At 44.5% G+C, this 22,954-nt stretch carries 23 protein-coding genes and 1 pseudogene; 18 read left to right on the top strand and 6 right to left on the bottom strand.

The genetic code is table 11. The features are described 5' to 3' along the window. The 3 genes from A3735_RS03345 to A3735_RS03335 all read right to left on the bottom strand — a co-directional run. The coding region (locus A3735_RS03345) for an iron-containing alcohol dehydrogenase (protein WP_156499368.1) at positions 1-399 on the bottom strand (399 nt) is incomplete at its 3' end. A 108-nt stretch (positions 400-507) separates the two neighbouring features. Beyond that, positions 508-795, bottom strand: a complete 288-nt coding sequence (locus A3735_RS03340) for a hypothetical protein (protein ID WP_068512300.1) — start codon at positions 793-795, stop codon at positions 508-510. A gap of 68 nt (positions 796-863) precedes the next feature. Further along, the gene (locus A3735_RS03335; RefSeq protein WP_068512296.1) at positions 864-1,439 is read right to left on the bottom strand and encodes a hypothetical protein; all 576 of its coding nucleotides are present in this window, start codon (positions 1,437-1,439) and stop codon (positions 864-866) included. 185 nt (positions 1,440-1,624) lie between these two features. On the opposite strand from A3735_RS03335, the gene A3735_RS03330 reads away from it, so the two are divergent. Next, a complete protein-coding gene (locus tag A3735_RS03330) occupies positions 1,625-3,076 on the top strand; it encodes a hybrid sensor histidine kinase/response regulator (RefSeq protein WP_068637587.1) in 1,452 nt (483 codons plus the stop codon). 203 nt (positions 3,077-3,279) lie between these two features. On the opposite strand, the gene A3735_RS03325 is transcribed toward A3735_RS03330, so the two are convergent. Next, on the bottom strand, positions 3,280-4,194 hold the full coding sequence (locus A3735_RS03325) for a haloalkane dehalogenase (protein WP_068512287.1): 915 nt from the start codon (positions 4,192-4,194) through the stop codon (positions 3,280-3,282). An 85-nt stretch (positions 4,195-4,279) separates the two neighbouring features. Here A3735_RS03325 and A3735_RS03320 point away from each other — a divergent pair, with 85 nt between their 5' ends. The 16 genes and pseudogenes from A3735_RS03320 to A3735_RS03245 all read left to right on the top strand — a co-directional run bounded on the left by A3735_RS03320 (position 4,280) and on the right by A3735_RS03245 (position 20,286). After that, positions 4,280-4,813, top strand: coding sequence for a DUF411 domain-containing protein (locus tag A3735_RS03320; protein WP_068512285.1), 534 nt, complete (start codon positions 4,280-4,282; stop codon positions 4,811-4,813). Between the two features lie 297 nt (positions 4,814-5,110). Then, positions 5,111-8,653, top strand: coding sequence for a trypsin-like serine protease (locus tag A3735_RS03310; protein WP_197482957.1), 3,543 nt, complete (start codon positions 5,111-5,113; stop codon positions 8,651-8,653). Between the two features lie 61 nt (positions 8,654-8,714). Next, positions 8,715-9,005, top strand: a complete 291-nt coding sequence (locus tag A3735_RS03305) for a hypothetical protein (RefSeq protein WP_156491851.1) — start codon at positions 8,715-8,717, stop codon at positions 9,003-9,005. Between the two features lie 14 nt (positions 9,006-9,019). Beyond that, complete coding sequence (gene rrtA, locus A3735_RS03300; protein ID WP_068509929.1) at positions 9,020-9,619, top strand: rhombosortase; 600 nt, start codon at positions 9,020-9,022, stop codon at positions 9,617-9,619. Between the two features lie 182 nt (positions 9,620-9,801). Then, positions 9,802-10,122 (top strand): hypothetical protein, encoded by a 321-nt coding sequence (locus A3735_RS03295; protein WP_068512276.1) that lies wholly within the window; start codon positions 9,802-9,804, stop codon positions 10,120-10,122. A 204-nt stretch (positions 10,123-10,326) separates the two neighbouring features. Continuing rightward, positions 10,327-11,313, top strand: a complete 987-nt coding sequence (ribF, locus tag A3735_RS03290) for a bifunctional riboflavin kinase/FAD synthetase (protein WP_068512273.1) — start codon at positions 10,327-10,329, stop codon at positions 11,311-11,313. Between the two features lie 85 nt (positions 11,314-11,398). Next, the gene (gene ileS, locus A3735_RS03285; protein ID WP_068512271.1) at positions 11,399-14,233 is read left to right on the top strand and encodes an isoleucine--tRNA ligase; all 2,835 of its coding nucleotides are present in this window, start codon (positions 11,399-11,401) and stop codon (positions 14,231-14,233) included. An 11-nt stretch (positions 14,234-14,244) separates the two neighbouring features. Beyond that, positions 14,245-14,772: a signal peptidase II gene (gene lspA / locus A3735_RS03280; protein WP_068553665.1), complete on the top strand. Its 528-nt coding sequence runs from the start codon at positions 14,245-14,247 to the stop codon at positions 14,770-14,772. Between the two features lie 56 nt (positions 14,773-14,828). Then, entirely contained in the window at positions 14,829-15,266 is a 438-nt protein-coding gene (locus A3735_RS03275) for a peptidylprolyl isomerase (RefSeq protein ID WP_197470190.1), read from the top strand. Continuing rightward, the gene (ispH, locus tag A3735_RS03270) at positions 15,267-16,217 is read left to right on the top strand and encodes a 4-hydroxy-3-methylbut-2-enyl diphosphate reductase (protein ID WP_068512267.1); all 951 of its coding nucleotides are present in this window, start codon (positions 15,267-15,269) and stop codon (positions 16,215-16,217) included. A 95-nt stretch (positions 16,218-16,312) separates the two neighbouring features. Continuing rightward, positions 16,313-16,453: pseudogene (locus A3735_RS32470) on the top strand (prepilin-type N-terminal cleavage/methylation domain-containing protein); the annotation flags it as partial. A gap of 12 nt (positions 16,454-16,465) precedes the next feature. Further along, a complete protein-coding gene (locus A3735_RS03265; RefSeq protein ID WP_231872180.1) occupies positions 16,466-16,744 on the top strand; it encodes a hypothetical protein in 279 nt (92 codons plus the stop codon). After that, on the top strand, positions 16,741-17,733 hold the full coding sequence (locus A3735_RS03260; protein ID WP_068554084.1) for a PilW family protein: 993 nt from the start codon (positions 16,741-16,743) through the stop codon (positions 17,731-17,733). The genes A3735_RS03265 and A3735_RS03260 overlap by 4 nt, the downstream gene beginning before the upstream one ends. A gap of 32 nt (positions 17,734-17,765) precedes the next feature. Then, complete coding sequence (locus A3735_RS03255) at positions 17,766-18,353, top strand: PilX N-terminal domain-containing pilus assembly protein (protein WP_068567561.1); 588 nt, start codon at positions 17,766-17,768, stop codon at positions 18,351-18,353. Beyond that, positions 18,353-19,894: a hypothetical protein gene (locus A3735_RS03250; RefSeq protein WP_068632943.1), complete on the top strand. Its 1,542-nt coding sequence runs from the start codon at positions 18,353-18,355 to the stop codon at positions 19,892-19,894. Before A3735_RS03255 ends, A3735_RS03250 begins: the two co-directional genes overlap by 1 nt. Further along, on the top strand, positions 19,891-20,286 hold the full coding sequence (locus A3735_RS03245; protein ID WP_197469610.1) for a type IV pilin protein: 396 nt from the start codon (positions 19,891-19,893) through the stop codon (positions 20,284-20,286). Before A3735_RS03250 ends, A3735_RS03245 begins: the two co-directional genes overlap by 4 nt. Here the strand turns inward: A3735_RS03245 and A3735_RS03240 are convergent. Beyond that, positions 20,283-20,885 (bottom strand): GspH/FimT family pseudopilin, encoded by a 603-nt coding sequence (locus A3735_RS03240; RefSeq protein WP_068511756.1) that lies wholly within the window; start codon positions 20,883-20,885, stop codon positions 20,283-20,285. The genes A3735_RS03245 and A3735_RS03240 overlap by 4 nt on opposite strands. 63 nt (positions 20,886-20,948) lie before the next feature. Here A3735_RS03240 and thiO point away from each other — a divergent pair, with 63 nt between their 5' ends. Continuing rightward, positions 20,949-22,073: a glycine oxidase ThiO gene (gene thiO, locus A3735_RS03235; protein WP_231872179.1), complete on the top strand. Its 1,125-nt coding sequence runs from the start codon at positions 20,949-20,951 to the stop codon at positions 22,071-22,073. Between the two features lie 2 nt (positions 22,074-22,075). Here the strand turns inward: thiO and A3735_RS03230 are convergent. Beyond that, the coding region (locus A3735_RS03230; protein WP_197485630.1) for a sigma 54-interacting transcriptional regulator at positions 22,076-22,954 on the bottom strand (879 nt) is incomplete at its 5' end.

Here is a 22,954-nt window from a genome sequence, read left to right as displayed (position 1 = left end):
GTCATTTGTTGCGCGTGCTGCGATAGCCATGCTTGCATCAATCGGTGAGCCACCGCCTACGGCAAGAATTGCTTCGCAGTTGTTGTTTCTTAATAAGTCTAGACCTGCTTGTACCTGATCATAGGTTGGGTCAGGAAGAATGCCGTCGTAGATTACGTATTTGATGTCAAGTTCTTCCAAGCGAGCTTTGATTTTGTCGATTAGTCCGATGCTGACGAGTACTTCATCGGTCGCAATCATTAGCTTTTTAATGCCTAGTTGGCCAATAGCATCGCATAATTCCAGTGAGGAGTCTGCACCAGTGAAAAGCGTTGGCTTTGGCATCGGAACGACTGCTGCAGCGACCTTTAGTGCTTTTGCTAGACCTTTGTAATATTGAACTTTTAAAGAAAATAACATGACAATACCTAATCGTAATTCGCAAAGTTGTAGAGTGGATGTTTAGAGTAACTGCTCTAAAAAAATAGAGTATAAGCTCTAATTATTGAAAAGTAAAATGACTTGGAGTCATGCTATACGAATTCGTACTACTTTCATCAGCTCAAAATCCATTCCAGCGAGCTTTTGTGTGTCTGAATAGTAGGTTAGGTTGACTCGAGCGCCTTTTAGGTTTTTGTAGGTTTTTTGTCGCTTAAACTGAAATGGCGTATCGCAATCTTCAAGCATTAGCGTATTAACTAGCCAGCCATCATCTTGCTCACGTTGTACATGAGAGATAACTTTCTTGTCTTGGGAGTGGATAAGATTGCGATGCTTTTTGATGAGGCTATCAGCATCAGATTTTATTTTGGACATGGGGTTGTGGGTCTACTTAAGGAGGACTTTGTTTTAGTTTGGTGAGTAATGCCTGGGTGGCCATATGTTTAATAAGGTTCTTCCATCATTTTTAGGATATCGTTCAAAAAGGGCTTGATCGCTTCTTTGTCCGCAGTGCTTGCGCTCGACAGTATCTGTTTCACCATGGCTTGGTTTTTCTCAATAGCATTGCTTAACACTTGTTTGTGCTCCGGGCTGATGTCACTCGAATTCCTTAAGGCTTCAAGTCGGCTGGTGTCCATCATTTCCGGGTTCGCCTCAAATTCAATAGCGGCAGCCGCTTTGGTAATTCTTAAGGTGATCGCGGCCCACTCATCGATACTAGAGAAACCTTGAGACTGAACAAGCTGATTGGCGCTTGAATATAAGCCCGCTGCTTTCAGGGGGGATATCATGCTTTCAGGTGTCATCTTACTTGGATCTTCGACTTCGGTTTCATCCTTAGTCTTTGCTTCCAGTTGGGCTTGGTGCTTCTTACCCCAGTCTTCCAGGGCGTCTTGAGACTTCATCCAAGATGAAATTAGTTGTTCTGATAGCTTCGTATCGGTCGCAATGGCGTCTTTTGCATGGGCTGTCGCCAGCAATAATAAGCAGAAGGCGCTGACTAATTTTAGAAAGTTCATATAAAAGATCGCTTAATTAATGGCTCTGTGAGTATTTTAATCGTGAAAACAATACGAACTCTACTATATTAAATAGCTATGTGCTTAATAATTACCTGGAGGTAATTAAGGGGTCTTGTTCTTGATCTCTTTTTTTAATTTAGGGTGAATAGAATAGAACTAAGATTCACTTGTTGGGTTGTTTGATGAAAAATACTGTTTTGATTGTTGAGGATAGCAAAGCGTTTGCATTGAGTGTAGAGGCGGCGCTGAGACAAGAAGGTAGTTATCAAGTGCTGGTCGCGCTTAATTATTCTGAAGCGGTTCAGTTAGTGGAGCTGCATCAAGAAGAAATATTTGTTGCGATCACAGACTTGAACCTGCCCGATGCAAGTGATGGCGCTGCTGCAAAGCTAATGGCAGAAAAGAGTATTCCATGTATCGCTTTTACCGGCAACTTTAGTCCAAATCTACGTGAGATGGTTTTATCCTTGGGCGTATCCGATTATGTGTTGAAGAACGGGCAGCAGGATATCAGTTACGTTGTGCAGGTGATTAATCGAATGTCTGCCAATCGGAGTATGGAGGTTCTGGTCGTTGATGATGCACCGTCATCCAGAGATTTTATGAGTGCATTGCTCGAGAAGCAGTGTTTTAGTGTTACCTCTGTGGGGTCGGCTGAAAAGGCGCTGGATTTGCTCGATCAGGGTTATCAATACAAAATTATTCTTGTCGACTTGATTATGAATGGCATGGATGGATTTGAGTTGCTGGGTGCTTTGCGTTCACGCTTTGATATGAGTCAGATGGCTATTATTGGTGTGTCAGGAAAGGCATCATCAGACCAAATAGCGCAATTTATGAAGCATGGTGGGAATGACTTTCTATTAAAACCTTTCCAGCAAGAGCAAGTATGCAGTCGAGTCAACGCCAATGCCCAGCTTCTGGATCAGTTCTCTGAGTTGAGTAGTTTGAACCAGCAGAAGAATGAGTTGCTTGGTATGGCGGCTCACGATATTCGTGGCCCTTTGGGTGTTGTATCTTCAGCTGCGAGTATGTTGAAAAGGGAAATATCCGGAGAGCACCCGGAAATGTTGCTGGGTTTAGTTATCGAAGCTGCAGAGAGTATGGAGGAGTTGCTGGATAGATTGCTTGATGTGAGTTCGATTGAGGATGCTAATATCTCAATCGATATAGATCGGGAAAACCTTTGTTCCCTATTGGATAAAGCTGTTGCTGATGCCCAGCTCCTGGCGAATGATAAGCAGCAAAAACTTAACTTGGAATTGCCAGTCGAAGCCGTATGGGTTGAAGCAGATAGCATGCGAATTAAAGAAGTTGCCTATAACCTGATTTCCAATGCAATTAAATACTCGCCAGTTGGTGGGAAAATTGATGTTCGTTTATCGAGTAATCATAAAAAGGTGCGTATCGAAGTGATTGATGAGGCTGGTGGAATACCAAAGGCCGAGCAGCACTTATTGTTCAAGCCATTCTGCAATATATCAACCAAGCCAACAGCTGGAGAGCGAAGTGCAGGCTTGGGCTTGTCAATCTGTCAGCGAATCATGAAACTCCATAAGGGTGAAATCAAATACCGTTCGAATGCTCAGGTGGGGAGCATCTTTGAGGCGGTCTTGCCTTGCGCGAATGACTGAGAGCTTGAAAACAATTGTTACATAATGAAAGAAAAGTGATACATACATCACGTTTTTAATGTCGTATTCTACAAACATTGAAGTACGGGGAAGTGATTCAGGCCCTCTGACCCGGAATAGGTTTCATTATTTTTCTTTGAAGTATTTGTTGTGATTTTGACCCGACTTTTTAGTCGGGTTTTTTATTGCCTAAGAAAAACTCTCTATGAGGCTGGGATTATATGATGATCTATCTCTGTTAGTAGGTTATTGACGACTTGCGCAAATTCGGCTCCTGAATCTTCTTGAAGAAAGTGGCCGCCTTTAAGTTTTACGTGTTTCATTCCCTTTGCACCAGGAATCTTCTTACGCATATACTTATCACCGCCTCGTGTTATAGGGTCTCCATTGCTGAATGCGGTAACGAAAGGCTTTTGCCATTTTTCTAATACCGCCCACGCTGCCTTGTTCGCTTTGCTTGCCGGGTTGTCCGGGCTTGTTGGTACTAAAGCCGGAAAAGCCCGAGTGCCTGCTTTGAACTGCTTGGATGGAAAGGGTGCATCGTAAGCGCGCTGCTCGTCTTTGCTAAAAGATTTAAAACTCCCCATCTCTACGATTTTTGCAATAGGGAACCAGGGGCTATTAAGCGCAAAAGCTTTCCATATCTTAAAAGCGGAAGGTACGTCTTCTTCACCTGTTGGTAGCATGCCATTACCGACTACAATTGCTTTGAAGCGCTCTTCATTTTCTGCCGCGAGTCGAAGGCCGAGCAATGAACCCCAGTCTTGGCAGACCAGTGTAATATTGTTTAAATCAAGCGCGTTGATTAAGGATAGGAGCCAGTCCATATGGCTTTGATAGGAGTAGTCTTCAATATTGACAGGCTTATCTGACTTGCCAAAGCCAATTAAGTCGGGAGCGATGACTCGATGCCCCGCAGCAGTGCAAATAGGGATCATGTGGCGGTAAAGGTATGACCAGCTGGGTTCACCATGTAACATGAGTATTGGGTCGGCACTTCCCGGGCCTTCGTCTATATAATGCATTCTCAAACCACCGACGTCGGTATAGTGAGCAGAAAAGCTATAGTTCGGCAGGTTTTTAAAGCGTTCATCAGGCGTACGGACAAATTTGACCATGAAAGAATTCCTTTATTGATAGGTCGATCTTTTTATTCAGAATTTAACTATAGCAGCTAGATTAAAAGGGTGAGGTAATTGCGATATGCAAATAGATAGAGAGAGATCTGTTTCGCTAGTTCGGCGCTTTATGATACTGAGTATGATGCTGGCGTTTGGTATCTTGAGTGCATGCGGTCAATCAGAGGATTCGTCTAGTACTGAATCGAGCGCAGCAGATAGAACTTTGACTGTTTATAAAACAAAGAGTTGCTCTTGTTGTTCTGAGTGGGTGGATCATATTCAACAGGGCGGTTTGTCGGCCATAGTTGTGAACCAGGATTCGGTGGCGCATATAAAAGATTTCTATCAGCTGCCTGCTAATGCTCGCTCCTGTCATACTGCTGTGTCGTCAGAGGGTTTCGTGTTCGAAGGACATGTTCCAGCGAAGTTTATTAAACAATTTTTATCAAACCCACCTGCTGGCTCAGTTGGTTTGATTGTTCCTGCAATGCCCTTGGGTAGTCCGGGTATGGAATACCAAGACAAGTTTAACCCTTATCAAATATTATCTATGAATCAAAAAGGTGTGCTTGAACCTTACGCTTCGATTGACTCATATGCTCAGCAGTTTGATTAGATTTGATCTGGCTTGATCTATAGAGCTTGTGTAAATGTTTTTGGAAAAAGGTAAATTTCGTAGAAACTTCCCATAAGAAAGGTTTATAGCGTCACAAAATTTAAATGCAGTTGTACAGTGTTTTTATAATCAATAGGGCTGGCTATAAAAGACTGATAAAATTCGAGGAGTTTTTTGCTGTGTTCCTGATGCATGATTTTAGTTGTTTTATATCTCTCAGCGTTTTACTTGTGCAGTACAGGTCCAGTTCAATATATAAAGATTATGAGTTCCATAGAGGTCAGGATGGCTAAGGGTATGTTTCTTTCAATGTGTGGTCAGGCTTTAGTTGCTAGGCGCAATGTCGGTATTGTTCGGGTGATGTTATTTGCCATGCTTGCTTGTGTTGCGAGTAGCTCTGCTCTCTCAGCTAATCGTATAGTCGGTGGCGACGAAGTTGAGGTAGAGAGTGATTACCCTTGGATGGTATCGCTCCGAAATTCGGCAACTGGCGAGCATGAATGTGGCGGTACCTTGATTCATGAACGTTGGGTGATGTCTGCTTCGCGTTGTTTCTATGAAGAGCCTGCTGAAGCAATTTCCGTCTATGTTGGAGATTATGATATCTCACGAATTGAAGAAACTGAGCGGCGTATTGGGGTGATTAGTCGCGTGGAGTCAGGTCGAGATTTGATGTTGCTTGAGTTGGCCGATGCGGTTGATGTGAGTGTTTATCCACCTCTTGAATTAGTTAGCTCAGCCATGTTTAAAGGTGTCGAAGCAGGTCATTTGCTAACAATTGTTGGATGGGGGGATCGTGATGGCAACCCCAATCTTATTTCTAGTGGGGGCGGTGAAGACACAATAAACGAAGACTTTCCAAGCGTATTGCATGAAGTGAATGTACCGTTGTTCAACCAGACCGAATGCAATAAAGCCTTCCTGAATGGCGATTTAGAAACGTCGTTGGGAGCTGACTTTTTACCAATATATGGTAATGCTATTGACGGTAAACATATTTGTGCAGGTTATATCGAAGAGACAGGTGATGGGCTTCAAGGTCTATGCGAAAAAGATAGTGGCGGCCCTTTATTATTTCAAACAGGTGGTGAATGGTTTCAAGCCGGCGTGGCAAGCATAGCTCCTTCTGTTTGTGGAAGTCTGGATTATCCAGATGTTTTTACCCGGGTTTCAGCGTTTAAAGAGTGGGTGGACAATATTATAAACCCTGTTGATTTGACCCCAGACAAGCTTTCTCTGCCTGAAAATGTTACTTCAAGTATATTGGAGGATGGTGAGAACCCTGTATGTAGTGGTGGCTCGGATGAGTCTTTAAAATACAGAATAAAAGAGGTTAATGGGTTTTCTTTAAGCTTTACAAATAGTGCTGCTGATAGCTTTGTAATTGATAGTGTTGAGCTTCAAGTTGATGAGATTGAAACCAATGAATGTGGTGTAGGAACGGTAAAATATACACCTTCCGAGCTATCGATTACCAGCATGGAAGATAGTGCTTTGCCTGATTGCCAGGGCTCTGAGTTAGCTCCGGGGGAGAGTTGCGAGGTCCATATTCGGATGAACTTCCTTTCGCCTGGTATCAAGTTTGCTACCTTGATGATAGGGGTTGAGGGTAAAGAGGAAAGCTACTCGTTTGAGTTGAGTGGTAATGTGATAGGGGAAGCTGATTTTAGCTCAAGTGTGGGTGAGGGAGTGTTTTTCTTTATAGAGAAGCAGAATGAGTGGGATTTACAGGGAGATATTGTTTCCGAATTAGTGTCAGACTACACCCTATATGAGCAAACGATGTTGATTGGTAAGGTTGATGGTAGCGGCCAATTGAGCTTTGACTGGAAAGTAGATGATACGAGTGTAATGGATGTCTCATTGTGGATAAATGGTGAAGAGCTTAGTGAATATAAGCCGGCTGAGGCTTATGGTCGTGAGACTATCGTGTTACCTGAAGATCAGGTCAATACTGTTGAGTGGCGCATGGCTAGGGGAGAACTTTGGCGTTCTACGAGTGAAAGTTCATTAGGGGATGAAGGCAAGACCTTGTATTTGAAGTCGGTTAATTTTACAGCAGATAACCCAGATGTAGCTGAGGATACAAGTCCTAGCAATTCAAAGTCTAGTGGTGGAGCATTCCACCCACTAGCGCTAGTGTTTTTGGCAGTGCTATTTTTCTTTCGTCGAAACGCTGCAGGTATATCGAAAACCTATCGTGCCATGAGTGTGGTGATTGTAATGCTCGTTGTTTCTTCAGGTTGGGCTCGCGCGGAAAATAGGATTATTGGTGGTGTTGACGCTGAGTTTAGGGATTACCCTTGGATGGTGTCATTACAAAATAAATATACTGGTGAGCACTTTTGTGGTGCAACCTTGGTGGATGAATACTATGTATTAACGGCATCTCACTGCTACGCCGGGGAGGCTTTGGATAGCATTGTTGCGGTTATTGGTGCGTATGATTTGAGTAACTCGTCTGGATATGATTTGCCAGAGCAGAGTAATGCTCGAGCCGTTAATCTCATAGAATATAATGAGGCTGAGAATGGCGATTATTTATTGTTTCAGCTTGCTGAGGCTGTGAGTGATGTGCCGACGCTTCCGTTGGCGACAGAGGCAGATATGCGCAAAATTGCTGAAGGTGATTCCTTGCGCGTTATCGGTTGGGGGGATATAGACCCAGACGATAGTGTCGCGACTTACCCGGATGTTCTTCAAGAAGCAGATGTAACGCTAATGAATCATGAGACTTGCCAGGATAATTATGCCGAGATTGGTGATGAGGTGACTGACGACATGATATGTGCGGGTGTTCTAGCTGGTGGTTTAGACTCTTGCCAAGGAGATAGTGGTGGCCCTTTGCTTTGGCAGAATGAGGATCGTGACTGGGTTCAGGTTGGTGTTACGAGCTTTGGTGAAGGGTGCGGGCAGGCACAGTACCCGGGAGTTTATACTCGTGTAGCTTCTTATTTGGATGATTTTGAGGGAGTTAAAGAGTGGTCTGATGTTGTGTTGAATGCTCAATATCTGGGGGAAATGACTGTAGGGTATCCATATGAATATACCTTGAATTTAACTAGTAATCTGGTTCAGCCTTTTGAGATCAGCTGGATGCAATTTGGGTCTGGTGATGTGAGCGGGTTTCAGGTTGTCGGTGATCGTTGTTCAAATGACGTGCTGTATTTGGGTGATAACTGCGAGTTGGATTTGAAGCTGGACTTTGATCAGGATGGTGAAAAAACGGCTGTAATGACGGCAATATATACAAATGAAGGATTTAATTGGTATCGCTTATCTACCAGAGTATATCCGGAAAACGATATGGAAATAGCTGGAAGTGGTATTGATTTTATCCTTGAGTCAGCGAGTACATGGCGAAATGTGGGGGATAGTGAGTTAGCGGTGGAAATGCCAGACACGCAAGATATATCACGTTTCTCTTCACGCTTTTCCCGGGCGGGAACGCTTGCTTTTGACTGGCTACTATCAAGCTCTGATGTGATGAATCTGGATGTTTATATTGATGGTGTTCGTCAAACGACTGAAGTGGTTGACGGTGTTGAGCAAGATTTAGTCGTAGGAAGTAGCTATTCGAACGTCGTTATAGAGCTGCCTGAGGGTGGCGCTTATGTTGAGTGGGTGTTGGCGAGAAAGCGAGGCGCTAGCCTTGGTTTGGGTGAGGGGGACGATGCGCGAATTGCATCAATTAGTTTTACCGCAATTGAAGCAGAGCAAGAGGAAAGTGACAGCAATAAAAAGTCTGATTCAAGTGGTGGCGCCATTGCTTGGCAACTGATATGTCTATGTTTGCTATTGCTGACTTATCGTCGTAGGTTCTTAAAACTTGCGCCTTAGTCTTTATTTGAGTGTTAGATTGATGTTACGTATGGTTTTAGTTCGGTTTGTTGGTGTGCTCATGCTTTCAGGGGGTGTGTTAGCGGGTGGCCCTGAAAATCAAGTTCCGGAGCCGATAGTGCTGCAGTCTCTTGATAACGAGGCGATCACCTTCCAGGCAAAAAGCAATGGCTGCACCAAGCCTGAAGACTTTCGGATGAGAGTGCAAGGGCGCGACGTGTCTGTGCTTAGGGTGAAGAAAGACTCTTGTCGACGAATGCCTTTTTGGAAAACATTTTCACTTCCCATTTCTCTGGATTCCAGAGAAGTTCAGGTTTATTTATTAAACCCTCTTGTCCTTAGACCTCTTTAGGTCTGCTTCTAGGTATGGAAAATACTGATTCTAGAAAGCACTTATTGCAGCTTTCTATTACTTTTCTCATATTTGTTATTCCTTCGTTTGCTATAGAGCTTAGTGACACCTTTTTATTTGAAAATAGCCAGTTTGATTTTAGCTTTGATCGGCAGCGTATTGCTGAAGGGCAATGGTGGCGCTTGCTGGTGGGGCATTTTGATCACCTGAGTTGGTTTCATCTCGGTTTGAATGCTCTATTCCTTGGGGTTTTGTTGTTTACCTTTTCAGGCTTGGGGCGAGCGGTGCGTATTGTTTCTTTGCTCTGCGCTTTCTTTCTTATTATTAGCGTCATGATATGGTTCTGTAGTCCGGGTCTAAGTGTCTATGTGGGCTTGTCGGGAGGCTTATACGGTCTATTGGTTTATGCTTTGTATCAAGATCACTTGTACCCACTGTGGTTGCGTGTGCTAGTGTTTTTGGGTTTATTGGTTAAGGTTGTCTACGAATACTTTGCTGATGCTAGCGAGCAGGTAGCAGAGCTAATTGGTGGTTCAGTTGCGACAGATGTTCATGTTTATGGTGTGTTTGCTGGTGTGCTGAGTGTTATTTTCTTAAGAATTTTTCGTATTTGATTGATAGCTGTGTCGCAACTTAGACACTGAGATTGTTATCGATTGTTAAATCACTTTATTTTTTGTGTTCGATATCATTTAATAGTCTGACTGAAATTTGCTCAATAAATGGACAAACGTAAATGAAGGATATCTGCGTTGAATTTGTTTAGGTGTAGGGAGTGAAAGTGAAGGAGAGTCTTATGAAAAGTTTAAAACAGTCAGTTGTCGTAAAGTTGATGTCAGCTTTTTTGTTTTCGGTGATATTTGCCAGTGCGTCGGCTTATGCAGAAGATGACGAGTTTGTTCCTGCTTACCAAAATGAAGGGAACTATCAGATGGAAGATCCTGATAAATATTTTACCTACCGTGAGGGGCGTAAGTATTACACTTCTGGTAAGGAAAACGGTATTCGCGTGAATGAGAATAACGAAGAGTCAACCGATGAGACCGTTGGTATTCTGACCTTTATTCTTGCACCAGCGACAATAATTTATATGAACCTAGTAGGTTGGTGGGAATAAGTCTTACTTTTCATTCTGCAAATAGAAAGCTGCATTTCTTAAATATTCGGGCGGTAAATTGCCTAGATTGCAAAGAAATGTGGCTTTTTTCATTTCTATTAGCTAGCTGTGGTCTGAGTTGATTGAATCTTCCCCTCCTGAGCAAGTATAATCGGCGACTATTTTGTGGCATGTTTTTACTAGGAACTTATACAAGCTGTGGCGATGCGATTATTAAGAGGGATGCATAACCCCGGGCTGATAGCAGCTTGTCAGCACTTAAGCACAAATAAAAGTTCGCCTAATACGGCATGTGTTGCAACGATTGGCAACTTTGATGGTGTGCACCTTGGGCATCAAGCGATTCTAGAGCAAGTAGTTACCGAGGCAAAAACACAAGACTTACGGTCCGTTGTTATTATTTTCGAGCCTCAACCTCTTGAGTATTTTAAAGCCGATGAAGCGCCTGTTCGTTTAATGCGCTTTCGAGAGAAGTATCAGGCGATATCCGAGTACGGTATCGACTTTGTATTTTGCTTAAAATTTGATGCGCATTTGAGTCAGCTTAGTGCAGAAGAGTTTATTCAGCAGGTTTTGGTGGATCACCTGAGTATTAAGCACCTGGTGATTGGTGATGACTTTAGGTTTGGGGGCGACCGCTCGGGTGATTATGCGCTCTTGAAAGAGGCGGGAAAGCGCTTTGGTTTTAGCGTTGAAAGTACTCAGACAGTTGAGTGTGAAGAATCACCTCTTAGAGTTAGTAGTACGCTGATTAGAGAATTGTTGGCCAAGAGTAATTTTAGTGCTGCTGAGAATGCTTTAGGGCGCCCTTATAGTTTCATGGGTAAGGTTATCCACGGCCAGAAACTTGGACGCCAATTAGGGTTTCCGACAGCGAATGTAGCCTTAAAGAGAACGAAAGTACCATTTTCAGGTGTCTATGTCGTAAGCCTTTATTTGAACGGTGAGGATAATACCCCTTATCAAGGTGTAGCGAATGTTGGGGTTAAACCAACCGTTGGGAATTACTTGCCTTCTCTAGAAGTACACCTGTTCGGCTTTGATCGAGATATATATGGCCGAAATGTTCGAGTTGTTTTTCATCAGAAAGTACGTGATGAGCAGCGTTTTAATGGTATTGACGCTCTGAAAGAACAGATAGATAAAGATGTTAAGCAGGCCAAGGAATATTTTAAAAAATTGGCCAGCTAGAAAGATATAAACGCGATCTTGATAAAAAATTATTGAGTGCCTTAGTGATCTAAGGACAATATTGACAACCTGATGTGACAATAATATGAGTGATTACAAGCATACTTTAAACCTTCCCGAAACCAAGTTTCCAATGCGTGGCAATCTGGCTCAGCGAGAGCCTGGCATGTTAAAGCAGTGGCAGGATATGGATTTGTATCAACAAATCAGAACCGCCCGGGCGGGAGCAGAGAAGTTTATTCTTCATGATGGCCCTCCGTATGCAAACGGTAGTATTCATATTGGTCACGCGGTTAACAAGATTCTTAAAGATATTATTGTCAAAGCGAAAACAATCAGTGGTTATGACGCACCTTACATTCCGGGTTGGGACTGCCACGGCTTACCGATTGAACACAATGTCGAAAAGAAAAAAGGCAAGGCCGGCGTAAAAATAGACTACCCTGAGTTTCGTCAGGCCTGTCGTGACTACGCGGCTAAGCAGGTTGCAGGCCAGAAAGAAGACTTTATTCGTCTAGGTGTTCTGGGTGACTGGGATAAGCCTTACCTAACCATGGACTTTAAGTTTGAAGCCGATATTGTCAGAGCCTTGGGACAAATTATTGAAAACGGCCACTTGCAGAAAGGCTTTAAGCCGGTTTACTGGAGTGTTGTCGGTGGTTCTGCATTAGCTGAAGCAGAAGTTGAATATCAGGATAAGCAGTCAACAGCGATCGATGTTCGTTTTAATGTCGCCGACCAGACTGCTGTTTACGAGGCTTTCTCTGTTGATGCGCAAGATTTGCCTATGTCTGTTGTGATCTGGACGACCACGCCATGGACATTACCTTCTAACCAAGCGGTATCTTTAAACGCTGAATTAGAATATGCCTTGGTTAAGGCTGACGCGGGTAATGGCACTGAGCTACTTATCATGGCTGATGCTTTAGTTGATGATAATGCTGAGCGCTATGGTTTGGAGTCTTTTGAAGTCTTAGGCCGTTGTATTGGCCAGGCGCTTGAGAAACAAGCGTTGATTCATCCTTTCTATCGAGATCGTCAGGTTCCCGTTATTTTGGGTGACCACGTCACTACCGACGCGGGTACCGGTGCGGTTCATACAGCACCCGATCATGGTGTAGACGATTTCAATGTAGGTAAGAAGTACGGTTTAGGCACGCTCAACTATGTTGATGGCGGTGGCACTTTCCGTTCTGATGTCGACAAGTTTGCTGGCCAGCATGTTTATAAGGTTGATGCAGCGATTTTAGAAGAGCTAGAGAGCCAAGGCGCACTGCTTAAGAAAAAGGTCTTCACACATAGCTATCCGCATTGTTGGAGAACCAAGACTCCGCTGATTTATCGTGCGACGCCGCAATGGTTTGTCAGTATGACCCAGAACGGTTTGAAAGAAGCTGCATTGGAAGCGGTGAAAGGTGTTCAGTGGGTACCTGAATGGGGTCAGAATCGTATCGAAGCAATGTTGGAGCAAAGCCCTGATTGGTGTATCTCTCGCCAGCGTACTTGGGGTGTTCCGATTACTTTGTTTGTTCATAACGAGACACAAGAGCTTCATCCTGATACACAAAATTTGATCGCTAAAGTAGCTGAGAAAATTGAACAGAAGGGTATTGATGCCTGGTTCGAATTGGATGCGAGCGAATTATTAGGTGATGACGCTGAGAATTACACAAAAGTAACCGACACTTTAGATGTTTGGTTTGACTCGGGCGTGACGCATGCCGCGGTATTAAAGCAGCGCGAAGAGCTAGGTCAGTACCCTGCCGATTTATACTTGGAAGGCTCGGATCAACACCGTGGTTGGTTCCAGTCCTCTTTGAAGACGGGTATCGCGATTAATAATGCAGCACCTTATAAGCAGGTGTTAACACACGGCTTCACCGTTGATGGTGAAGGCAAGAAGATGTCCAAGTCTTTGGGTAACGTTGTTTCGCCACAAGAAGTGATGAACAAGCTAGGGGCTGATATCTTGCGTTTCTGGGTAGCGGCAACAGACTATAGTGGTGAAATGACGGTTTCTGACGAGATCCTCAAGCGAGCTGCCGAATCTTATCGTCGTATTCGAAATACTGCGCGCTTCCTGTTGTCTAATATCAATGGTTTTGAGCCAGAGAAGGACTTGGTAGCGCCTGAAGAGATGATGTCACTAGATCGTTGGGCGGTTGATAAAGCCTTAGAGCTTCAAACTGAATTGCAAGAAGCTTATGACGAGTATAGTTTTCTTAGTGTTTCACAGAAAATTGTTCACTTCTGCGGCGTTGATTTAGGTGGTTTCTATCTGGATATCATCAAAGATCGACAGTACACCACTCAGGCAGATAGTCTAGCTCGTCGTTCATGCCAAACAGCGATGTACCATATTCTTGAAGCGATGACTCGCTGGATTGCGCCAGTTCTAAGCTTTACTGCAGACGAAATCTGGGCGGTTATGCCTAAGCCTAAGGGTGAAGAACGTGCATCAAGCGTAATGCTTTGTTCCTGGTACGAAGGTTTGTTTGCGATGGATGCAGATAGCCAGCAAGGTTCTGAGTTCTGGGCAACGGTGCTAGAAGCGAAAACGGCTGTGAATAAGCGTATCGAAGAAGAGCGTAATGCGGGCAAGATCAAAGGTTCTCTTGGAACAGAAGTGAGCTTGTATTGTGAAGGCGGTTTGTACGAAGTGCTTAAGTCCTTGGGCGATGAGCTACGTTTTGTCTTGATCACCTCTGAGGCGACAGTTGGCGAACTATCGGCTGCTGAAGGTGCGCTACCAAGCGAAATGGAAGGCTTACTGATCAATGTTAAAGCATCTGAACACCAGAAGTGTGAGCGTTGCTGGCATCACCGTGAAGATGTCGGTCAGCATGAAACGCATAAAGATTTATGTGGCCGTTGTATTGATAATGTTGATGGCGCTGGCGAACAGCGACAGTTCGCATGAGCCAAGCAAACATGACCAATACAGCGAATGATTCAGCGCAGGTGAGCTTGTTTGCCCATATGCTGCGCTGGCTATCACTGAGCACCGTCATTATTGTTGTCGACCTGCTCACTAAATTTTATGCCAGTACGAATCTTGAGTATGCGGTACCTGTACCGGTGATTGATGGCTTTTTTAACTTTACCTTATTACATAATACCGGTGCAGCGTTTAGCTTTCTGGCAACGGAGTCAGGCTGGCAGCGTTGGTTCTTTGTCATCTTGGCAACCGGTGTCAGTGCCGCGTTAGTTGTCTGGCTAAGAGGTTTACGAGAAGAGCCTTGGGTTGCCTGCTCGGTCGCCTTGATATTAGGCGGTGCGATAGGGAATTTATATGACCGTATGACCTTAGGTTATGTTGTCGACTTTCTTCATTTCTATTGGAATAACTATCATTTCCCTGCCTTTAATATCGCTGATACGGCGATTTCTATTGGTGCTGCAATGATGGTCATAGATGTTTTTCGTGGCAATAAACCAGACTCTGAGGATGGTTTATAGTCCCTTGTATTTGTGAGAGCACAGGCTCTCACCTTGTTATTTGAGTGGTACAAAATTTGTCTTTAGTTGTCGGTGAAAATACTCTGGTTACATTGCACTTCTCGTTAAGTATGGAAGATGGCGCAGTGATCGATTCTACCTTTGATAAGAACCCAGCACGCTTTGAGTATGGTGATGGTCAATTACCCGATGGTTTTTTATCCTTCTTAGACGGGATGAGTGAAGGCGAAGAAGGAGAATGGCAGGTTCCACCAGAGAAAGCTTTTGGCATGCCTAACCCAAACAATCAGCAAGTCATGAAGCGAGCAGACTTCCCGGAAGATATGGAATTAGCTGAAGGCTTAATGATCTCCTTTGCCGACGCAAACCAGTCTGAGTTGCCTGGCGTGGTTAAAGCCTTTGATGAAAATGAAGTGACCATTGATTTTAACCACCCTTTAGCGGGCCAGACCTTGTCGTTTAAGGTTCAAGTTGTCTCGGTTGAGGCCTTGTAAATGAAGATTAAACTGGCGAACCCTCGTGGCTTTTGCGCGGGTGTTGATCGTGCTATTGAGATTGTTAATCGTGCACTCGAAGTCTTTGGTGCCCCCGTCTATGTGCGCCACGAAGTGGTCCATAACCGCTTTGTGGTCGATGACTTAAAGCAACGTGGTGCCATTTTTGTCGATGAGCTGGAAGAAGTACCGGATGATTCCTTGGTTATCTTCAGTGCTCATGGCGTATCCAAGGCGGTTCAAGCCGAAGCAAAAGAGCGTGATTTGAATGTCTTCGACGCGACCTGTCCACTGGTAACTAAAGTCCATATCGAGGTGACCAAATACAGTCGCGATGGTATGGAATGTGTGTTGATTGGTCACGAAGGACACCCTGAAGTTGAAGGAACGATGGGGCAGTATGACTCTTCTTCAGGTGGCAAAATTTATTTAGTGGAAGATGAACAGGATGTGGAAAGCTTAGTTGTAGAAAAGCCGGATGCTTTGGCTTATGTCACGCAAACAACGCTATCTGTCGATGATGCCGCGAAAGTGATTGATGCCTTGCGTAGAAAGTTCCCCAATATTCAGGGGCCGCGTAAAGATGATATTTGCTATGCCACTCAAAACCGGCAGGATGCTGTAAAGGGCTTGGCAGACTCAACTGACTTGATGCTGGTTGTTGGTTCACCTAACAGTTCAAACTCTAATCGCTTACGTGAGCTGGCTGAACGTATGGGAACGCCTGCTTATTTGATTGATGATCACTCACAGATTCAACCGGAATGGTTGCAGTCGGCAAACGCAATTTCCGTTACGGCTGGTGCGTCTGCACCCGAAGTTCTCGTGCAGAAAGTTGTCGATCGTTTGGTAGAGTTGGGGGCTAAAGAAGTTGAAGAGGCTGATGGCCGTGAAGAAAATATCGTTTTCAGCATGCCGAAAGCTCTAAGAATACCCGCAGAAAATATTTAGAGTTTATTATTTGCTAGCCAGAATCGAATTGGTTAGCATATAAGTCAAGCGCAAAGGATAAGCGCTTTCTCACAATTAACCAGCGATCAAAGGATATGATGCTGATGTTAAAGACTTCATGTAAGTTAAGTACGTGCTCGCGTGCGCCAAATATAGCTTCTTTAAAGGCTGCTCAGTCAGGTTTTTCTCTGATTGAACTTCTCATCAGCTTGCTTATTTTTAGTGTCGGAATTTTAGGACTCGCCTCAATGCAAATTACCAGCATGAGGATGGCACTCGATGCTCAGCAGTACTTTAGCGCTAGTTTGTTGGCGAGTGCTATTTCAAATCAGCTTCAAGCAAGCGGTTCAACTCAGGGGGCTGAATTTTGGACTCAACAAGTGTCTGAAAGCTTACCTTCAGGTTTGGCGCTAATCGAATCTAGTGCTTCAAACTATCGAGTGACCTTGAGCTGGAATTCCAGTGAAGACCACGCCCGGCAGCAGGGTAATCGGAGATCTCAGCTAGTGTCGAGTGTAAGCCTATGAAGGGGCATCTCAATCAGTTGGAATATCATAAAGGTCTTAGCTTGATAGAGTTGTTGATCGCTTTGGCGCTGAGCTCAATTTTGAGTCTGGCTTTATTTGAAGTATTCAAAATTGCGCGTGATGCTTCAAGCCGGGTTACTGGAGCAAATGAAATGCTGGATAGTGCCCAATTGAGCTTTTCCGTCTTGCAGGACTCTATCAATATGGCTGGATTCTGGGGTGGAGTTGATTCCCGAGAATTAACGCTGATAACGAAGCAACTTAGTGCTTTTCCGGGCAACTGCAACAGTGCTTGGGTGCTCAATATTGAACAAGGCTTGCAAGGCTTTGACGGGCGAGAAAATGCAAATGATATTCCTGCATTACCCAGTGATTGCTTGAGCAAAGATTATGTACCTCATAGCGATGTACTACTTGTTCGTCGCGCATCGGTGAATGACCCGGTTCCTGAAGAAAAGTTAGGTAATAAGTACTATAAAAAACGCTTTATTGTTCGAGGAAGCCCTGAAACAGGGGGGATTGTTTTCCAGGGCAAAGATATGGCTAAAGCGCGGCAACAAGTGCCACCCTCAGCTTTTGTTGTTAATAGCTTGTTGAGTATCGATATGTACTATCTGGAGTATTGCAAAGATGAAGAGCTTTGTGATGTCTCAGGTATCGGCTTAAGTCGTTATACCCTGATCGGCAACCGCTTTATCAAACAGCGCTTGGTTAATGGTGTGGCGCAAATGCAATTTGAATATGGGCTCGATCTAAGTGGTGATGGCAAGGTGGAGCGCTATCTTACTGCCGATAACGTTTTCAGCTGGAATGATGTATTGTCGGTACGTGTTTTCGCTTTATTCAAAAGCAAGCTATCGGCAAGTTCGAATGAGAATCCGGAAAGAGAATTCAAACTGGGTACAGGTTTTGAGTTCGAGCCAGAAGAGCATGAACGGAGGTATAAATTCAAAAAGTTTCAGTCAGAATTTAGTTTGAAGAATACTTAGTTAATAACAGCGGTGATGAGCAAGGAGGCAATATGCACCTAAAATCAAAGACCTATCCAATAAGAGCCATGCAACAATACGGAGCTACATTAGTCTTGTCATTAATGTTGCTGGCGATCCTCACAATACTCTCAACAACGATGATGCAAAGCAGTTACCTAAGCTTTAAATCTCAGTCTTCCAGAGTGGCGTTTCAACAAAGCAGTCATGAACTAAATCAGTTTCAGCTTCAAGCTGCGAAGCAAATAAAAAGCTTTATTGATTCTAGACGAGATAGTCATGTTGAGCTCAAAAAGTCATACTCAGAAGGCTTCAAGTTAATCGATGACTTGCTGAACCTCGAAGTAATTGCCGAAGAAGATAATGAATCGTTGACGCGAATTTTATCGTTTTCAAGTTCACAGATGGAGATAGACGTTTATATCACTCAGAGCAGATTGCGTCCGGAATATTCCGGGAATAACTTGCTTCAGTACGACTCTTATAGTCAGCATATCGTGCAAAGGAGCGCAGATCAGCGCTATTTATACCTACAGCTGCACTGTATTAGCAAGCCAGGAATTGGTCAGAACCAAGGCCCTGTTCATCTTGTTGGCGACTTTCGTTTCGAGGTGTCGTGATGAAAAAAAGGATGAAGATTGCATTTGTTTTGTGTTTGTTTAGTTTTTCCTTGCTTTCTAGTATGGCGTGTTATGCAAGTGAACCGATATCGACTGTTGCGGTGTTGAGCCCCGCTATTGTTGTTTCCGAGCCCGCACGCGCCTTTTCGTCGATTGACCCGCTTGGCTATAAAAAATTTAAAACGCAGTATCAGACTCGTAGAACGATGGCCTATGTCATTTCAGGGGAGGGTGAACTGCATGCCATTGATAAAGATAATGCCGAGGGAGGGCAGACATCCGCAGGGGAGTTATGGGCTTATATACACGAGGACCAAACTCTCAAGCTTGAATATCTGACTAAGTCTGAATCTGAGTCTCTGAAAGCAAGTGGATCTAGCTTACTTGATGTCACTTACTATACCTTTGATGCAAAAATATTTGATGAACGTTCAAAGGCACATCCACAAGCTTGGGGGACTTTGTTGCTGGTGGGTATGGGAACCAATAGTAGCCAGAGTCGTGAGCATAGTAATAGGTGTCTATTATTCGATATTACGGACCCTGCACAAACACCTTCTTTATTGGCTGAATTTAAACACACTTCAATGGGGCCGTGTACAAGCAAGCCTACCGCCCTGACTCTTCCCGATGCTTTTGGTGGGGATCCTCTTTGGTATTTGGCTTTTGGGGCAGGGCAAGGAACACTGCGGCCCGGCTTATTTTTTTATGACTTGCAGACAATGACATTAGATAAAGAAGTCTGGCTTCGTCAATTTCGACCTGAGGTAAAGAGTGGTCATATAGCTGGGATTTCGGCAGCAGATATTGATCAAGACGGCCTAACTGATCTCTTGTATTTCGGAACGATTGAGGCATCTAGAGTTCAGGAAAGTGGCAGCTTGTATTCTCTTACCTTTACTAGATCCCTGGATACAGCCACCTCTTCAAGAGCGGGTAAGTATTCCTCTCATCGAGAACGCTATATGACCCCTCAGCTAGCTAAACTATTTGCAGGCAGAGGTGCAATTTCTCACAAACCTTTACTCAAAAGAGGTTCTGAGGGAAAGGTTTGGTTATTCTTTTCGGCTGGCTCCTCAGTTTATGGTCTGATAGATGACTTTTCCAGGCAGAGAGTAAGTGAATTTCAGTTAAGCTCAAGCGGGGTTAAAAATAGAGGATGGGTTCGCACTCTTCCCAAGAACGAAGTATTTACCTCGGCAATAGTCGACTTGGGAGAGATAATTGTCTTGAACGCGTTTCGTCGAGACTGCAATGATTGCTCAGAATCCGGTTTGAATACCTTGAAGCTATATCATGCTTTTAGCGGGGAAGAAATTACCGATATCTTGGCGGACAAAAAACAGACACGAGTATTAGCCGGAAATTTGTTGCTTGATGAAGAAGGCTTCCCGAGGCAGCGTATAGACCACCTGATATCTGATTCAGCCTTGTTATCTCTTCTCGCTATCGAGAACAAAAGCCTTTATGGAGAGGAGTCTAAACTCTTGGGCGTTGAGTTAGCCGAAGGTATAAGGCGCTTATCATGGTGGCAACGATGAATCGTTCTAGAGCCTTTACATTAATAGAGTTGCTTGTAAGTTTGGCAATTGTTTCCATTCTATTTTCACTGGCCTTACCTTCATACGAGTCCTACCAACAGCGGAGCCGCTTGACTGAGGGGAAGGCCTCTTTATTGCGTTTGCAGACTGAATTGGAGCGTTATGCAATGAGCTTTCAGCGCTACCCGCAAAGCTTATCGGAATTGCTTTCATATGATGAAGACGAGTTAGAATCGGATCACGGCTACTTCAATCTCTACATTGACTCTGGCCTAAGTGATTGTGACGAAGGGGCTTGTTATGCATTGGTCGCTGAGCCGATCATTGAAACTCGTTCGGATGAGAGGTTGGAGTTATATTCTGATGGCCGTAGAGAAGGGCAATGGAATTAACCACAGCTAACATTCTTTCCTCCGCTCGCTTCAACAATATCATCGCTGTTACTGTCGCGCCCTATTCTTAAGCGACCCTGGAAATTAATGATTAGGGCACGCGCATATTTCTCGTCATTGTTTTCTGGGCAATAGATGTAACTTCCGGCACTACCAAGGGGAAAACCAAGGCGGGAAAAAACAACTCTGTTTGTCGGGTTGTTAAAGCTTATTGTTCCAGAAGGGATAAAAGGGGTTTTGAGCTGGAGTAATAGTTCACTCTCATCACGTTTCTGGTCCTTGTCTTCGTCAATGAATATCATTGCGCCAGCTTGCCAACCTTGTTCGCACTGTAGGCCTGAAGAGGATGGGCATAAGGTAATGCGTGTTTGTCTGGCGAGCGCTTCTCTTTTTGCATGTCGAATGAATTGGCTCAAGTGGTTGATATTGCTGTCCGAACGGGCATTTTGGAAAATGTCATTGAAGGAAGGAATAACGACAAAGGTCAAGATAGAAACAATGGCCAAACAGGTGAGTAGCTCGACAAGTGTAATTCCACTTTGCCTGGATTTTTGTTCTTGATGGTACTTATTGCATCGGTGCATAACAGAAGGGGGCATTTTCATCACTCCTTGATAAAGATCATCCCTTGGAAAGAGTATTCTCTTGGCGATTGATATAAAATGCAAGTCGAAAACATCTTGCTAAAGGAAATGAGAAACTTGAAAGTAATCATCGTTGGCGCCGGTGCAATCGGTATGATGCAAGCCAGAGAATTGGCGTTAAAGGGCATTGAAGTCGTGCTGCTTGATAAAAGTGCTTGCGGTACTGAGGCCAGTTGGGCCGGAGGTGGAATCGTATCTCCCTTATACCCTTGGCGTTACTCTGAGCCAGTCACGGCTTTGGCAAGCTGGTCTCAGTCCTACTACCCGAATCTCGCACAGTCTTTAGAGGCCGAGAGTGATATTGACCCGGAATTGACTCGCCATGGCTTGTTAATGCTTCAGGTCGAGGATAGGGAAGCCGCACTTAAGTGGTCTGAAGAGCATCATAAATGGATGGAAACAGTAGATGCTGAGAAAATCTATGAGCTTGAGCCTGCTTTGCGTGAAGGTGTTAAAGATGGTTTGTGGATGTCTCAAGTTTCCAGTATCCGTAACCCTCGTTTACTGCAGGCTTTGTATACCTCTTTGCAGCGTAACCCCTTAGTAACTATTCATGAGGGCGCTGAAGTCTCATCGTTTCTGACGAATAAAGACAAACTCGATGGCGTTAAGCTGCATAATGGTGATGAGCATAGAGCTGATGCCGTCGTCATTTGTAGTGGCGCCTGGAGTCGCAGTGTCGCGAAAAGTGATGGTATTGAGGTTAAGCCGGTTAAAGGGCAAATGCTAATTTTTGATGCGCCTATTGGCCTGGTCAACCGGGTTGTGATGAACAATGGTAAGTATGTGATTCCACGTAGAGACGGAAAGGTACTGGCAGGTAGCACTCTGGAAGACGTCGGCTTTGATAAGCGCACAACGGAACAAGCAAAAGAGGAATTGGCAGATATGGCGATAGACCTCTTCCCGGGCTTGGCCTCCTGCCCTATCAGTGCGCATTGGTCGGGTCTACGCCCAGGCTCACCAGATGGCATTCCCTATATTGGCCAAATGAAGGAGTTTGACAACCTTTATATCAATGCCGGCCACTATCGCAATGGCTTGGTGCTCGCACCCGCTTCGGTTGCCTTACTCAGCGCTATTGTTAGTGGTGAATCGACGCCTATACCGAGTGAACCGTATAACCCTTTGATAAGAGTTTGAAGCTAATCTAGCTCAAGCTTCTTCAGCCGATAGCGCAGGGCTCTAAAACTAATTCCCAGCATTTTTGCAGCCGCCGTCCGGTTCCATTTTGTGGCGGCTAGGGCTTGTTCAATTTCATACCGTTCGATTTCTTCCAAATAGTCTTCCAGTGACTGTTCTGGAGGCCTCGCTGATATCCCTGCTTTAGCTGCGCCAGAGTTTTGTTCCCGGCTACCCAGTACTTGCGCTATCCGGTGTGTCGTTTGTGGTGGCGCTTGAGTATTAGAAGGGCTTTGGATATCTGGCCCCGTTTCGGCTGAATCGGCGCTTAAGTCCAGATCTCCAAGTTCAATGATATTGTCTTCACACAGTGTGAATGCTCTTTCGATGATATTTTCCAGTTCTCGTACATTTCCTGGAAAGCTATACTCTGACAGGCTCTCAAGTGCTGCATTGGAGAGCTTTGCGTCTGTGACGCCACAGTCCCGGGCTATCTTTTCCAGGAAATAGTCTGCGAGTAAGGAAACGTCTTCTTTGCGTTCCCTGAGCGAGGGTACATCGAGTTTGATGACATTAATTCGATAAAACAAATCTTGCCTGAAGCTGCCATCTTCAACGAGTTTGGCCAGGTCTTTATGGGTGGCGCTAAGAATTCGGACGTTAACTTGAACCTCTTCCTGTTCACCAACAGGCCGGATTCGCTTTTCCTGAATTGCACGTAAGAGCTTCACCTGCATTTCAAGAGGTAGGTCGGCGACTTCATCTAAAAATAGAGTGCCGCCGTCAGCTGCCCGAAATAGCCCGGATTTATCTTCGATTGCTCCACTAAAGCTACCTTTTTTGTGGCCAAAGAATTCACTCTCTACCAGCTCACTAGGAATAGCCCCACAGTTGACCGGGAC

The organism is Oleiphilus sp. HI0061, assembly GCF_001635675.1.
The sequence above is the reverse complement of the archived record's forward strand: the minus strand, read 5'-3'. Positions and strand labels throughout refer to the sequence as shown.

What these genes read in the sequence shown, in the direction of transcription:
- A3735_RS03340 (WP_068512300.1), bottom strand. Translation starts at nt 795, where the DNA reads ATGTCCAAAATAAAATCTGATGCTGATAGCCTCATCAAAAAGCATCGC.
- A3735_RS03335 (WP_068512296.1), bottom strand. Translation starts at nt 1,439, where the DNA reads ATGAACTTTCTAAAATTAGTCAGCGCCTTCTGCTTATTATTGCTGGCG.
- A3735_RS03330 (WP_068637587.1), top strand. Translation starts at nt 1,625, where the DNA reads ATGAAAAATACTGTTTTGATTGTTGAGGATAGCAAAGCGTTTGCATTG.
- A3735_RS03325 (WP_068512287.1), bottom strand. Translation starts at nt 4,194, where the DNA reads ATGGTCAAATTTGTCCGTACGCCTGATGAACGCTTTAAAAACCTGCCG.
- A3735_RS03320 (WP_068512285.1), top strand. Translation starts at nt 4,280, where the DNA reads ATGCAAATAGATAGAGAGAGATCTGTTTCGCTAGTTCGGCGCTTTATG.
- A3735_RS03310 (WP_197482957.1), top strand. Translation starts at nt 5,111, where the DNA reads ATGTTTCTTTCAATGTGTGGTCAGGCTTTAGTTGCTAGGCGCAATGTC.
- A3735_RS03305 (WP_156491851.1), top strand. Translation starts at nt 8,715, where the DNA reads ATGCTTTCAGGGGGTGTGTTAGCGGGTGGCCCTGAAAATCAAGTTCCG.
- rrtA (WP_068509929.1), top strand. Translation starts at nt 9,020, where the DNA reads ATGGAAAATACTGATTCTAGAAAGCACTTATTGCAGCTTTCTATTACT.
- A3735_RS03295 (WP_068512276.1), top strand. Translation starts at nt 9,802, where the DNA reads ATGAAAAGTTTAAAACAGTCAGTTGTCGTAAAGTTGATGTCAGCTTTT.
- ribF (WP_068512273.1), top strand. Translation starts at nt 10,327, where the DNA reads ATGCGATTATTAAGAGGGATGCATAACCCCGGGCTGATAGCAGCTTGT.
- ileS (WP_068512271.1), top strand. Translation starts at nt 11,399, where the DNA reads ATGAGTGATTACAAGCATACTTTAAACCTTCCCGAAACCAAGTTTCCA.
- lspA (WP_068553665.1), top strand. Translation starts at nt 14,245, where the DNA reads ATGACCAATACAGCGAATGATTCAGCGCAGGTGAGCTTGTTTGCCCAT.
- ispH (WP_068512267.1), top strand. Translation starts at nt 15,267, where the DNA reads ATGAAGATTAAACTGGCGAACCCTCGTGGCTTTTGCGCGGGTGTTGAT.
- A3735_RS03265 (WP_231872180.1), top strand. Translation starts at nt 16,466, where the DNA reads ATGCAAATTACCAGCATGAGGATGGCACTCGATGCTCAGCAGTACTTT.
- A3735_RS03260 (WP_068554084.1), top strand. Translation starts at nt 16,741, where the DNA reads ATGAAGGGGCATCTCAATCAGTTGGAATATCATAAAGGTCTTAGCTTG.
- A3735_RS03255 (WP_068567561.1), top strand. Translation starts at nt 17,766, where the DNA reads ATGCACCTAAAATCAAAGACCTATCCAATAAGAGCCATGCAACAATAC.
- A3735_RS03250 (WP_068632943.1), top strand. Translation starts at nt 18,353, where the DNA reads ATGAAAAAAAGGATGAAGATTGCATTTGTTTTGTGTTTGTTTAGTTTT.
- A3735_RS03245 (WP_197469610.1), top strand. Translation starts at nt 19,891, where the DNA reads ATGAATCGTTCTAGAGCCTTTACATTAATAGAGTTGCTTGTAAGTTTG.
- A3735_RS03240 (WP_068511756.1), bottom strand. Translation starts at nt 20,885, where the DNA reads ATGCCCCCTTCTGTTATGCACCGATGCAATAAGTACCATCAAGAACAA.
- thiO (WP_231872179.1), top strand. Translation starts at nt 20,949, where the DNA reads ATGCAAGTCGAAAACATCTTGCTAAAGGAAATGAGAAACTTGAAAGTA.